This window comes from Streptomyces sp. NPDC041205, from assembly GCF_055591765.1.
The window spans coordinates 46,350-58,826 of sequence record NZ_JBVIZH010000014.1 but is presented as its reverse complement, the minus strand read 5'-3'; the positions used below and the strand labels follow the sequence as shown (position 1 = coordinate 58,826).

The window sequence follows — 12,477 nt, the reverse complement described above, 5'->3', positions numbered from 1 at the left end:
GTTACGGGAAGGGGCGGGGTTGGGGAGCCCTCGGCAGGGCTACGGCACCAGCGCCCCCAACCGCACCGACCGCCCGAGCGCGGCGAGCCCCGCGTCGCCCGGGTGGAGATGGTCCCCGCTGTCGTAGGCGGGCAGCATCCGCGAGGGACGGGCAGGATCGCGCAGGACGGCGTCGAAGTCGAGGACGGCGTCGAAGTCGCCACCACCCCGCAGGTAGGAGTTGACCTTCACCCGCTCCGCGTCCACCGCGGCAGTGCACCGAGCCTCCCCCTCACAGGGCACCACGGTCGCCGCGACCACCCGCATCCCCCGCTCCCGCGCCCGCAGGGCGATCTCGCGCAGCCCGGCGACGACGTCCTCGGCGGCCGCCCCGGCCCGTACGTCGTTGACGCCCTCGAAGACGACGAGCGTCCGCGCGGAGGTCTGGGCGAAGACGTCCCGGTCGAGGCGGTGCAGGGCGCTGACGCCACCGGTGTCGGTGGACACGCCGTCACCGGGGTAGCGGTCGGTGAGGACGCGGTTGGCGGAGATGCCCTGGTTCAGGACGCCGTAGCGCGGCACGTCGTCCTGGGCCAGGAGGCGCCGGGCCAGCTCGTCGGGCCAGCGTCGGTCGGTGTCGGGCGTGGAGCCGACGCCGTCCGTGATGGAGTCGCCGAGCAGCACCACGGACCCGGGCCCGCCCCCGACGTCGACGCCGGTGAGCAGCGGCCAGGTCCGCAGCGTCGAGGTGTACGCGAGCCCGGAGCCGTCGGCCGTGTGGTCGCCGGGCCCGCTGACGTACGAGGTCTGCAGGGCCTGGCTGTGCACGGGCGCGGAGGCCACCGGCCCGGGCAGGTGGAAGCTGACGAGGAGGTGCGCGTCCGACGGCACCGCGAACCGCAGCGGATCGCTGAACACCTGCGCCCCGGCGGGAATCTCGGCCCCCGAACGCCCGCCGAACCGCAGCGCCACCGGCTCCCCCCGGGCCCCGGCGCCCGCCGCGCGCACGGCGACCGTGGCACTCCCGATCCGTACCGGCGTACCCGCGAAGGTGTTGTCGAGGCGGATCCGCACCCGCGGCCCCCCGGCGCTGGTGTGCACCACGAGCCGCACGGTCCGGTCCTGCCAGGGCCCGACCGCGGTGTACCCGGCCGTCGAGGCCGCCCAGCTGCCCGTCCACCCCTTGGCCTCGCCCCGCACCGACAGCGCGAAGACATGCAGGTCGGTCCCCGTGCCGGGGTCCCGGGGCAGCACCACGGAGGTCACCTCGCGCCCGCGGGCGACCGGCACCGTGACGACGTACAGCCGGGCGCGCTCGGTGAGCTGGCCGCCGGGTGTGTTGATGTGGGGCAGGGCGACGGACTTGGTGGCGAGGGGGCCGCCGCGCCAGTCCGGCGCCGTCAGGCGGTAGCTGCCGCGTGAGCCGTCCCGGTAGCGCACGCTGCCCGTCCCGCTCGCGTCGCCACCCGTGCCCGCGACCAGGAACGCCAGCGCGTCCCCGCGCCCGCGCACCCGTACGGCCTGACCGTCCGCCCGTACGTTGTCCGGCTCGCCCGCCGCCGTGTCCGGCCAGGTGACACGGGCGCCGTCGACGCCGAGCGCCCGGCCGGGGGTCCAGCCGGCCGCCGCCAGGTCCCGCGCGGACAGCGAGGCCCCGGCGCCGTCGAAGTCCGCGTCGCCGGGGCGCGCGTCGTCGCTGACGGCCCGATTGTCGAACAGCCGCTCCAGGGGGAGCGGTCGGGTGCTCTTCGCGGAAGGCGACCGCCGGGCCTGCTCCGGCGCGGCCTCGGCGGCGGCCACCGGGGCGAGACCCGTGAGCAGGGCGAGTACGGCGGCGGCTCCCCAGATGCGTCCTCGCAAGATGCGTCTTCGCACGACGGACCCCTCCCACGACGTGGTGCACGGCGGACACGACTCGCACGACGGGCTGCTGACGCGTCATGCGGCTACGGACGACAGACGGTGCGTGATGAAACTAAGGAGCAGTCAGAAGCCCGTCAATGAACGCGGCGCGGACACCGGCACCCGATCCGGCCAAGGTCACGCGCACGGGGTCGGCGCGCGGGGGCCGGCGTGCACCGGCCAGGGGCGGCCCCCTCAGCCCCGCCCGTACGCCAGTGCCAGGATGGCGGCATGCACCTTTACGATGAGCGCCTGAGCGTCCCGGCCGTGTGGTGGTTCCTCGTCGTGCTCGCGGGCTGTCTCTTCGGCGGGTTCCTGCTGCCGTTCGGGCCCGTGGCCGCCGTGTTCGGCGTGCTCCTCGTCGGCGGGGTGTTCGGCCCGCTGGTCCACCGCTACGGCTCGGCCCGCATCGTCGTGACGCCCGGCACGCTCGTCGTGGGCGACCGGGTCATCCCGATCGACGACCTCGGCGGCACGGAGATCCTCGACGCGGGTGAGGCCTTCGAGTGGCGCACGTGCAAGGCGAACGCCTACGCCCTGCTCCTGCTGCGCGCCTACGTCCCCACGGCGCTCCGCGTCGAACTGCGGGGCCCGCACCACACCGCGCCCTACCTCTACCTCTCCACCCGCCGCCCGATGAACCTGGCGACGATCCTGGCCTTCACCCGCCGCTGATTCGCCTGATTCCGCTCATTCCGAGATCAACTGCCGCAAGATACATTCCTTGGAGCGCGGATCCGTCGTCCGGCCGCCCCGGCCCGCCCGGGGAGGCCGCCCCGGGCACCCCACGGAGAGGCCGGTCATGAACATTCCGTTCCTGGACAAATGGCGCAAGCGGCACCCGAGCGAGCCGGGGCTGCGGCTCGCGGCCGCCTTCGAGGACGATCCGGTCGGCGTGGGCGAACTGCTGTCCGAGTGCGAGCTGCTGCGCTCGCAGGCGGGCGCGGCCGGCCTTGAACTCGACGACTCCCCGGCGTCGTTGGCCGCCCTGGACCAGTTGCCGCCGCGCTGGCGCGACGACGCGGAGACGCTGCCGTGGCTCGGCAACGACGCGGGGCTGTATCTGGGCACGGTGATCGTGCGGACCGTGCCGGGCGCGGTCTGGCAGGTCCTTCCGGGTGGCACCCCGGTGGTGCGCCTGGTGTCGGGGCGGGAGTTCGACGTGGTCGCGGCGGGGCTCGACTGGGCGGTTCAGGGGACGCCCGAGTTGTCTCAGGTGTACGCGGAGGCGTCCGAGGCGTAGCCGCCAGGCAACGTAGCCTCAAATACGGTTAATGCCCATAAGTGCGTGTCGTCCAATAAGTCCCGTTTTCGCGTAGATAGTTTGCGCTGACCGACACCGCGATGAGTGGGCAGGTCTGGGCATGGCCGTCGATCCGTTGATCGAGCTGCGTGATGTGAACAAGTACTACGGAGAGCTGCATGTCCTCCAGGACATCGATCTCACCGTCGGCAAGGGGGAGGTGGTCGTGGTCATCGGCCCTTCGGGGTCGGGCAAATCAACGCTCTGCCGGACGATCAACCGTCTTGAGACCATCCAGTCGGGCCGCATCAGCCTCGACGGGCAGCCGCTGCCCGAGGAGGGCAAGGCGCTCGCGCGGCTCCGCGCCGAAGTGGGCATGGTCTTCCAGTCGTTCAACCTCTTCGCGCACAAGACCGTGCTGCAGAACGTCTCCATGGGCCAGGTGAAGGTCAGGGGCCGCAAGAAGGACGAGGCGGACCAGCGCTCCCGTGAGCTGCTCGAACGCGTCGGCCTCGGCGCACACGCCGCGAAGTACCCGGCGCAGCTCTCCGGCGGCCAGCAGCAGCGCGTGGCCATCGCCCGCGCGCTGGCCATGGACCCCAAAGTGATGCTCTTCGACGAGCCGACCTCGGCCCTCGACCCGGAGATGATCAACGAGGTCCTCGAAGTCATGCAGCAACTGGCGAGCGACGGCATGACCATGGTCGTCGTCACCCACGAGATGGGCTTCGCCCGCTCGGCCGCCAACCGCGTGGTCTTCATGGCCGACGGCCGCATCGTCGAGGACCGGGCCCCCGAGGACTTCTTCACCCACCCGGAGAGCGAGCGCGCCAAGGACTTCCTCTCCAAGATCCTCAAGCACTGACGGGGGGCTGAGCATGCTCCGTACGACACGTCTGTTCGCCGCGCTCGCCCTCACCGCGCTGGCCACCGCAGCCTGCGGCAAGGAGGGCAGCCCCCCGACCAAGGGCCCCGCGGCCGGTGAGCTGCCGAAGTACCAGGTGGCCAAGGGCTTCGAGCTGACCGAGTCCGGCACCTGGCGGAAGGCGAAGAGCCGCGGCCGCTTCGTCGTGGGTGCCAAGGAGGACCAGCCCTACCTCGGCGAGAAGGACCCGGCGACCGGCAGGTACTCGGGCTTCGACATCGAGATCGCCAAGATGGTCTCGGCCTCCCTCGGCCTCGACCCCGGGGAGATCTCCTTCCGGACGATCGCCTCCGCCAACCGCGAGACCGCCCTGCAGAACGGGCAGATCGACTACTACGTCGGCACCTACACCATCAACGACCTCCGCAAGAAGCTCGTCGGCTTCGCCGGCCCCTACTACATGGCCGGGCAGGGCCTGCTCGTGCGGCACGACGAGGACGACATCAAGGGCCCCCAGGACCTGAACGGCAAGCGCGTGTGCTCCGCCGCGGGGTCCACGCCGTACCAGCGCATCAAGCAGGACTACCCGAAGGCGACGCTCGTCGCGTACGACACGTACTCCGTGTGTGTCGACAATCTGCTGACCTATCAGGTCGACGCGGTCACCACCGACGACGCGATCCTCATCGGGTACGCGGCCAAGGTGCCCGACGAACTCAAGCTGGTCGGCAAGCCGTTCTCCAAGGAGCCCTACGGCATCGGCGTGCCCCGCGGCGACACCACGCTGCGCTTCGCCATCGACGACGCCCTGGCCGCCCGGGAGAAGAACGGCGACTGGAAGAAGGCGTACGAGGCCACCCTCGGGCTCTCCGGCGTCCCGGCGCCGAAGCCGCCCGCCATCGACCGCTACCCGGCGAGCTGAGGAGGCGTCGTGGACGTACTGACAGACAACTTCTCCACGTTCGGGGACGGCTTCCTCGGCACCGTCGAACTCACCGTGTACGCCTCGCTGCTCGCGCTCGCGCTCGGGTTCGTGATGGCCTCGTTCCGGGTGGCGCCCGTCGGGTCCTTCCGGGTGTTCGGCGCGGTGTGGGTGGCGGTCCTGCGGAACACGCCGCTGACGCTGCTGTTCTTCGCGGTGCTCCTCGGGCTGCCGCGGTTCGGGCTCGTGCTGCCCTTCAAGGTGTTCGCCGTGCTCGCGCTCGGCTGCTACACCTCGGCGTTCGTCTGCGAGGCGCTGCGCTCCGGCATCAACACCGTGCCCAAGGGGCAGGGCGAGGCGGCTCGCAGTCTCGGCATGACCTTCAGTCAGACCCTGTCCGCGGTGGTGCTCCCGCAGGCCTTCCGTTCGGTCATCCCGCCGGTCGGCTCCACGCTGATCGCGCTCGCCAAGAACTCCGCCATCGCCGGGGCGTTCAGCGTCACCGAACTGCTCGGCACCTACAAGACCCTCAGCGAACTCGGCTACAGCATCATCTGGACCTTCGTCTGGATCGCCCTCGGCTACCTGATCATCACCCTCGCCATCAGCGCCGTCTTCAACGTCCTCGAGAAGCGCTGGGGAGTCGCCCGATGACCACCACCACCCACGCTCCCGAAGCCACCGCGCTCTACGACATCCCGGGCCCGCGGACCCGCCGCAGACACCTGATCTACGGCATCCTCTCCACCGCCCTGATCGTCGGGCTCGTCGGCTGGATCCTGTATCTGCTGTTCGACACCGACCAGTTCACCGCCACCAAGTGGACGCCGTTCGAGTACAAGGGCATCCAGGAGCTGCTGCTCCGCGGGCTCGGCAACACGCTGAAGGCGTTCGCCATCGCCGCCGTGCTCTCGCTCGCCCTCGGCGGACTGCTCGCCACCGGGCGGCTCTCGGACCACCGGCCGGTGCGCTGGGTGGCCACGCTCCTGGTGGAGTTCTTCCGGGCCATGCCCGTGCTCGTGATGATCTTCTTCGTCTTCGTGGCGCTGAAGGTCCAGCCGCTGCCGGCGCTGGTCGCCGGGCTCACGCTCTACAACGGTTCCGTGCTCGCCGAGGTGTTCCGCTCCGGCGTCAACTCGGTCGAGCGCGGCCAGAGGGAGGCCGCTTACGCGCTTGGCATGAGAAAGACCCAGGTCATGTCGTACGTCCTGGTGCCGCAGGCGGTGCGGGCCATGCTGCCCGCCATCATCAGCCAGCTGGTCGTGGCCCTGAAGGACACCTCACTCGGCTATCTGATCACCTATGAGGAGTTCCTCCATGCCGGGAAGCTCATCGCGTCGAATCTCGACTACGATTTGCCTTTCATCCCCGTGGTCATGGTGATCTCACCGATCTACATCGGGATGTGCATGCTGCTTTCGTGGTTCGCCTACTGGGTGTCCAAGCGCCAGCAGCGCAGTCCCAAGACAGAGGCCGTGGATGTCGCCCCGGCTGAACCAGGGACGCTGCTGCCGGGCGGGGGTCCCCCCAGGGCCCCCGGCCCTTGACGGGAGCAGCAGCTGGAGGGCCAGGCCCGCCCGGCAGCAGCCGGAGATCACTGCTCGCGCAGGGGGACCGACACGTACGACGGGTCGGTTCCGGGCGAGGAGAAGGTCAGCTGCGCGCCGGACGGGTTGTGCTCGACATAGAGCGGGTCGACCGTGTCGACGACCAGGGCGAGCCGGTGCCCCGCCGGGACGTCGTAGGCCGTGGAGAACAGCTCCAGGTCGACGGCGAACGGCTTGCCCGGGGTCTTGCCGTGGAAGGTGTACGGCGCGTTGCTGACCAGCTTGCCGAGGCCGAGCGGGCCCACGTCGTAGAGGTACGCGACGAGGGTTCCGCTCTCCTTGGTGCTGGTGAGCGTGGTGTGCAGCTTCGCGGTACCGCGCACGCGCTGTTCCCGCTCGGCCCGCTCCGACTGCCACACCGCCGCGTACCGGCGCGGCAGCAGCGGCATCGACGCCACCGGCGGCAACTTCAGGAACTGGTCCAGGGTGTTGGAGAGCATCACGATGCCGCCGTTGGCCCCGGAGTCGACGTTCGCGCGGATCGTGGTGGAGCCCGCGAGGTCGATCTTCCTCTTCGTCGCGCCGACCGACTTCCAGTCCGGGTAGCCCTCGTAGCCGCCTGTGGAGCGGGACTTGAGCTGGACGGGCTGCTCCTTCTCGATGCCGTTCCGCTCGCCCTTGAGGTAGTGGTCGAACCAGCGCTGGGTGGTCGTCCAGGTGTCGTTGGGCAGGCCGAGCAGGCCGGCCGCCTCGGCCGTCGCGTGGTCGCCGGGGCGGAACTCCAGGCGCTTGGGGCCCGTCAGCTTCTCGTAGAAGGACGCGTACTGGTTGGGCGGGAAGATGGTGTCGCCCCAGGCGTTGGCGAGCAGGATCGCGGCGCCGTTCTTGTTGAGGCGGTCCAGGTAGGTCGCGGGGGAGCGCTTGGTGCCCCACGTGATCATCTCGTCCTCGCTGTCGAGGTTCGAGCCGAGGAAGTCCTTGAGGATGCGCTGGAGTTCGGCGCTGGGGCGGCCGGTGAGCCGGCCCGCGCCGCCGAGCAGCGCGCCCGCCTGGGCGTGCTGGGTGCGGCCGCTGTAGATGGACTCGACGAGGTCGCCCCAGCCGCTGAGCGCGCCGACGGCCTTCACCCGCTTGTCGTGGGCGGCGGCCAGCAGGCTGATGCCCGCGCCGTAACTGACGCCCGCCATGCCGACCTTGTCGGGGTCGGTGGGGGTGTTCTTCAGCGTCCAGTCGATGACCTTGGAGGCGTCGGCGATGTCCTCGGGGCCGCCGACCTCGATCTCGCCGCCGGACTGCCAGAAGCCGCGGGAGTTGTAGCTGACGACGACGTACCCGGCGGCGGCGAGCTTCTTGGCCTGCGCGATGTATTCGATCTGCGGCATGGCCCAGCTGGTGGGCAGCACGATCGCGGGGTACGAGCTGTCCGCCCGCGCGCCCGCGGGCGCGACGACGTTGGCCTTGAGGACGGTGCCGCCGTCGCCGGGGATGTCGACGAACCGCACACTCGCCGCGGCCGCCGCGGCGGGGCGTTCGGCGGGTGCGGCCTGGGCCGCGGGCGCCAGGCCGAAGGCGGCGCCCGCGATCAGGGCGGCGGAGACGGCCCCCGCGGTCGTGGACCGCGGGGACTGGTGGGGGTCTCGCACGGGTCACTCCTCACTTGTTGAAAGTGCAAAGTGACCGAACGGTAGCCGTGGTTCTTTACCGGGGGTAACCCATCGGTAAGTTACGCCCCGGTAACGATTGTTGACGCGGCTGTCACCTCAAGAGGTCTGCTTCAGCGCGCTCTTGGCCTGCCAGTCCGCCCATGACAGGTTCCACAGGCCGTAACCGTTGCCCGGGTCCGGCGTGCCCTTGGAGCCCGAGCCCGTGACCTCGAACGGGTCGCCGACCTGGACCTGGCCGTACAGCCAGGAGGCGTCGGAGGTGCTCATGCCGACGCAGCCGGAGCTGTGGTTGGTGTTGCCGAAGTACGAGGCGTTCCAGGGCGCCGCGTGCGCGTACATGCCCGACCAGGTCAGCCGCATCGAGTAGTCGACCATCTTGTCGTAGGCGTCGCCGAGGCCGACGGTCTCGGAGCGCATGTTGATCGTGCCCTCCTTGGCCATCAGGACCGACGTACCGCCCCAGGACGCCTTCTCGCCGCCGGGGGTGCCGGCCGACATCGGGATCTGCTTGACGGTCTCGCCGTCCCGCGTCAGCGTCGCCGTCTTGCTGTCCAGGTTCACCTTGACGGCCTGGTTCTTGCCGATGGTGGCGGCGGTGTCGTAGTCGCGCACGAACCAGCCGCCGTCCGTGCCCGAGTCGACGCCGTTGAGCTGGGCGTCGAGCTCCACCTTGGTGCCGGGCTTCCAGTACTCCTCGGGGCGCCAGTCGACGCGGTCCTTGCCGTCGTAGTTCTTGATCCAGCCCCAGGATCCGGTGGTGTCGTTCGACGTGGTGACCTTGAGGTGCTTCTCCACCTCGGCCTTGTTCTTGACCGGGTGGTCGAAGACGATCGAGAGCGGCTGGGCCACGCCGACGGTCTTGAGGTTGCTGCCCGGCGTGATCGTGACCTTGTTGACCTTCTCGGGCGGGGCCGTCTTGAAGGACCTCGTCGCCTCGCCGCCCTGCTCGGTGGTGGCCCGCAGGGTGTAGCTGGTGCCGGGCGCGGCATTGCGCGTCGAGGTCCAGCTGCGGCCGTCGGCGGCGACCTTGCCCGCCAGCTTCGTGCCCTCGGCGTCGGCGACCGCGACGTCCTTGAGCCTGGCGTCCTTGGTGGCCAGCTTCACGGTGACGGGGGCGCCCGCCTTGGCCTGGTCGCCGGTGAGGTTCACGGAGACCCTCGGCTTGACGGCCTTGGCGTCGTCGGAGCCGGAGCCGCCGTCCGAGCAGGCGGACAGGGTGGCCGCCAGGGCCGCGACGCCCGCGACGGCGGCGTGGCGGGGGCGTATGGAGCGTCGGCGGTGCGACGGGCTCAGGGACCGGGACCTCAAGGAAACGTACCTCCGTGCGAATGTTCACTGCCTGCCCGGAGTGAGAGTGCGCGGGGTCCGCTTCGGTTGCCCCTCGCCCCGAAATTGCCGACTACGTCATAGAGGCGTTATTCGCGGCATACGTTCCGTGGGGGCGCGCTCACGTGCCGCTCACTTGGCGCGGTGGGAGTTGCGCGCGGCCGGGGCGGGGGTCGGGATCGGCTCCTGGGCGGGGCGGGTCACGTCCGCGACGAGCTCGACCACGTCCGGTCCGTAGGCCTGCGAGTTCACGACCTTCAGGAGCAGCACGAAGGAGTGGTTGCCGTGCTTGCGGGCGAGGCGCTCGTGGTGGCGTGCCAGATAGCGGGTCGCGGCCTGGTTGGTGATGGCGCGCTGGCCGCAGAAGAGGAAGACGGGTCGCGCGTCCGGCGTCTGCCCGGCGGTGAGGCGGGCCAGGATGACGTACTCGGTCCTGCCGCCCTCCATCCGGTAGCGCTCGGAGCCGATCTGGAAGGCGCCCCGGTCCGGGCCCGGCTCCGGGTCGGTGTTGACGCGCACGCCGGGCAGCAGTGAGTGCATGTGCGCGGCCATGCGGCGGTGCACCGCCGGGTTGCCGACGCAGAACTCGGTGCGCTCGCCGAAGCCCTGCTGGGCGGCGTCGTGCGCGACGATCTGGGCGTGCCCGCCGCATTCCTTGATCAGCGCGGCGAGTTCGAGCAGCGAGAACACGTCGTGCCGGGTCACGAGCAGCTCCGGGCCGCTCGCCTCGCGGTTGACCACGAGCAGCGACTCGGCGTTCGCGGGCAGCCCGAAGAACGCCTGCTTGCGGCGGAGCCTGCGCTTCCACAGCTGCGAACGCAGGAGCCAGCCCAGGGTGGCACCGAGCACGGCCGCGAGCAGGCCGAGGACGAGATAGCGCACGTCTTCAGTCATGGGGGCGCATGCTAGCGGCCATTCGGAGCCTCGTTCGAAGAGCCCATGGCGAGGCGCGGACACCGAAGTTACGCTGCGCAGACGGCTGTTGACTGGAGGTACGAATGCGGCGCGGTCTCGTACGGAATCTGACGCTATGCGCGGTCGGCGGGGTATTGGTGACGGTCGGTGCGGCGGCGCCCCCTTCGCCTTCGCGCTCGGCGCAACCGGGCATGAGCGCCGAATCGGCCGGCGCGGCCGAACCCGGCGCAAGACCGGAATCGGCCACTATGGCCAAAACAGGCGCTTCGAGTGCCACGACTCCGGAGAAGACACCGGTGGCCGTCGGCCACGGCGGTGCGGTGGCGAGCGTCGACCAGGACGCGTCCGCCGCCGGCATCGAGGTCCTGAAGAAGGGCGGCAACGCCGTGGACGCGGCGGTCGCCACGGCCGCGGCGCTCGGCGTCAGCGAGCCCTACTCCGCGGGGATCGGCGGCGGCGGTTACTTCGTGTACTACGACGCGAAGTCCCGTACGGTGCGCTCCCTCGACGGCCGCGAGACCGCGCCGCGCACCGCCGACTCCGGGCTCTTCCTGGAGAACGGCAAGCCGCTGCCGTTCGCGGAAGCCGTCACCAGCGGCCTGGCCGTGGGCACCCCCGGCACGCCCGCCACCTGGCAGGAGGCGCTGGACGCCTGGGGCAGCGAGTCGCTCGGCACGGTCCTGAAGCCCGCCGAGCGCCTGGCGCGGCACGGCTTCACCGTCGATGAGACCTTCCGCTCCCAGACCGCGTCGAACCAGGCGCGGTTCGCGGACTTCCCCGACACCGCGCGGCTGTTCCTGCCGGGCGGTGAGCTGCCCGTCGTCGGCTCGACCTTCAAGAACCCCGACCTCGCGCGCACGTACGCGGAGCTGGGGGACAAGGGCGTCGACACGCTGTACGACGGCAGGCTCGGCCGTGATCTGGTCCGCACCGTCAACAAGCCGCCCGTGGACCCGGACTCCGGGCGCAACGCCCGCCCCGGCGACCTGTCCATGAAGGACCTGCGCGACTACGCGGTGAAGCGCCGCACCCCCACCAAGACGTCCTACCGCGGCCTCGACGTCTACTCCATGGCGCCGTCCTCCTCCGGCGGCACCACCGTCGGCGAGGCCCTGAACATCCTGGAGCGCACCGACCTCTCCGAGGCCACCCGCACGCGCTATCTGCACCGCTTCATCGAGGCCAGCCGCATCGCGTTCGCCGACCGGGGGCGCTGGGTGGGCGACCCGGCCTTCGAGGACGTGCCGAAGAAGGAACTCCTGTCGCAGAAGTACGCGGACTCCCGCGCCTGCCTGATCAAGGACGACGCCGTCCTCAAGAGCCCGCTCGCGCCCGGTGACCCGCGCGACCCGGTGCCCTGCCGCGCCGGGGACAAGGCGGCCCCGACGACGTACGAGGGTGAGAACACCACGCATCTGACGGCCGCCGACAAGTGGGGCAACGTCGTCGCGTACACCCTCACCATCGAGCAGACCGGCGGCAGCGGGATCACCGTGCCCGGGCGCGGCTTCCTGCTCAACAACGAGCTGACCGACTTCTCCTTCGCGCCCGCCAACCCGGCCGTGCACGACCCGAACCTGCCGGGGCCCGGCAAGCGCCCGCGCTCGTCGCTCTCGCCGACCATCGTCCTCGACGGGCAGGACCGGCCGGTCGTCGCGCTCGGCTCGCCCGGCGGCGCGACCATCATCACGACCGTCCTGCAGACCCTGACCGGCTTCCTCGACCGGGGCCTGCCGCTCGTCGACGCGATCGCGGCGCCGCGCGCCAGCCAGCGCAACGCCGCCCAGACGGAGCTCGAACCGGGTCTGTGGAACAGCGAGACCCGGCGCAGGCTGGAGGCGATCGGCCACTCCTTCCGGCAGAACCCGGAGATCGGCGCCGCGACCGGCGTGCAGCGGCTCGCGGGCGGGCAGTGGCTCGCGGCGGCCGAGAAGGAGCGCAGGGGCGGCGGGTCGGCGATGGTGGTGAAGCCGCGGCGGTAGTCGGTCCAGCGGTCGGTCCAGCGGTCGGTCTCGCGGTCGGTGGTCCGGCCCGCGTGTGACCTTTGGGTACGCGGAGGTCCGTGCCGCCCCGGAACCGGGGCGGCACGGACCTCTTCGCTCACGTGGGGCGCG

At 71.0% G+C, this 12,477-nt stretch carries 11 protein-coding genes; 7 read left to right on the top strand and 4 right to left on the bottom strand.

The genetic code is table 11. The features are described from left to right. Positions 1-39 precede the first annotated feature (39 nt). Positions 40-1,854, bottom strand: a complete 1,815-nt coding sequence (locus ACZ6BG_RS36690) for an SGNH/GDSL hydrolase family protein (RefSeq protein ID WP_469010039.1) — start codon at positions 1,852-1,854, stop codon at positions 40-42. 258 nt (positions 1,855-2,112) lie between these two features. Between ACZ6BG_RS36690 and ACZ6BG_RS36685 the strand changes: the two genes are divergently transcribed. The 6 genes from ACZ6BG_RS36685 (at position 2,113) to ACZ6BG_RS36660 (ending at position 6,458) form a co-directional block, all read left to right on the top strand. Then, the gene (locus tag ACZ6BG_RS36685; protein ID WP_469010037.1) at positions 2,113-2,556 is read left to right on the top strand and encodes a DUF3093 domain-containing protein; all 444 of its coding nucleotides are present in this window, start codon (positions 2,113-2,115) and stop codon (positions 2,554-2,556) included. 127 nt (positions 2,557-2,683) lie between these two features. Beyond that, positions 2,684-3,124 (top strand): DUF6278 family protein, encoded by a 441-nt coding sequence (locus ACZ6BG_RS36680; RefSeq protein WP_469010035.1) that lies wholly within the window; start codon positions 2,684-2,686, stop codon positions 3,122-3,124. Between the two features lie 121 nt (positions 3,125-3,245). Further along, positions 3,246-3,989, top strand: coding sequence for an amino acid ABC transporter ATP-binding protein (locus tag ACZ6BG_RS36675; protein ID WP_469010032.1), 744 nt, complete (start codon positions 3,246-3,248; stop codon positions 3,987-3,989). Between the two features lie 13 nt (positions 3,990-4,002). Further along, positions 4,003-4,911, top strand: coding sequence for a glutamate ABC transporter substrate-binding protein (locus tag ACZ6BG_RS36670; protein WP_469010030.1), 909 nt, complete (start codon positions 4,003-4,005; stop codon positions 4,909-4,911). 9 nt (positions 4,912-4,920) lie between these two features. Further along, entirely contained in the window at positions 4,921-5,565 is a 645-nt protein-coding gene (locus tag ACZ6BG_RS36665) for an amino acid ABC transporter permease (protein WP_469010027.1), read from the top strand. Continuing rightward, a complete protein-coding gene (locus ACZ6BG_RS36660) occupies positions 5,562-6,458 on the top strand; it encodes an amino acid ABC transporter permease (RefSeq protein ID WP_469010025.1) in 897 nt (298 codons plus the stop codon). The genes ACZ6BG_RS36665 and ACZ6BG_RS36660 overlap by 4 nt, the downstream gene beginning before the upstream one ends. Before the next feature lie 47 nt (positions 6,459-6,505). Here the strand turns inward: ACZ6BG_RS36660 and ACZ6BG_RS36655 are convergent, their stop codons facing one another. The 3 genes from ACZ6BG_RS36655 to ACZ6BG_RS36645 all read right to left on the bottom strand — a co-directional run bounded on the left by ACZ6BG_RS36655 (position 6,506) and on the right by ACZ6BG_RS36645 (position 10,342). Beyond that, positions 6,506-8,101, bottom strand: coding sequence for an alpha/beta fold hydrolase (locus tag ACZ6BG_RS36655; RefSeq protein ID WP_469010023.1), 1,596 nt, complete (start codon positions 8,099-8,101; stop codon positions 6,506-6,508). A gap of 117 nt (positions 8,102-8,218) precedes the next feature. Further along, the gene (locus ACZ6BG_RS36650; protein WP_469010022.1) at positions 8,219-9,430 is read right to left on the bottom strand and encodes a L,D-transpeptidase; all 1,212 of its coding nucleotides are present in this window, start codon (positions 9,428-9,430) and stop codon (positions 8,219-8,221) included. 150 nt (positions 9,431-9,580) lie between these two features. Beyond that, positions 9,581-10,342 carry a hypothetical protein gene (locus ACZ6BG_RS36645; RefSeq protein WP_469010020.1) on the bottom strand — a complete coding sequence of 254 codons (762 nt, stop codon included), beginning with the start codon at positions 10,340-10,342 and terminating at the stop codon, positions 9,581-9,583. 104 nt (positions 10,343-10,446) lie between these two features. Between ACZ6BG_RS36645 and ggt the strand changes: the two genes are divergently transcribed. Beyond that, positions 10,447-12,345, top strand: a complete 1,899-nt coding sequence (gene ggt / locus ACZ6BG_RS36640; RefSeq protein WP_469010018.1) for a gamma-glutamyltransferase — start codon at positions 10,447-10,449, stop codon at positions 12,343-12,345. The last annotated feature ends 132 nt before the right edge of the window (positions 12,346-12,477 follow it).

What these genes read in the sequence shown, in the direction of transcription:
- ACZ6BG_RS36675 (WP_469010032.1), top strand. Translation starts at nt 3,246, where the DNA reads ATGGCCGTCGATCCGTTGATCGAGCTGCGTGATGTGAACAAGTACTAC.
- ggt (WP_469010018.1), top strand. Translation starts at nt 10,447, where the DNA reads ATGCGGCGCGGTCTCGTACGGAATCTGACGCTATGCGCGGTCGGCGGG.
- ACZ6BG_RS36670 (WP_469010030.1), top strand. Translation starts at nt 4,003, where the DNA reads ATGCTCCGTACGACACGTCTGTTCGCCGCGCTCGCCCTCACCGCGCTG.
- ACZ6BG_RS36680 (WP_469010035.1), top strand. Translation starts at nt 2,684, where the DNA reads ATGAACATTCCGTTCCTGGACAAATGGCGCAAGCGGCACCCGAGCGAG.
- ACZ6BG_RS36660 (WP_469010025.1), top strand. Translation starts at nt 5,562, where the DNA reads ATGACCACCACCACCCACGCTCCCGAAGCCACCGCGCTCTACGACATC.
- ACZ6BG_RS36645 (WP_469010020.1), bottom strand. Translation starts at nt 10,342, where the DNA reads ATGACTGAAGACGTGCGCTATCTCGTCCTCGGCCTGCTCGCGGCCGTG.
- ACZ6BG_RS36685 (WP_469010037.1), top strand. Translation starts at nt 2,113, where the DNA reads ATGCACCTTTACGATGAGCGCCTGAGCGTCCCGGCCGTGTGGTGGTTC.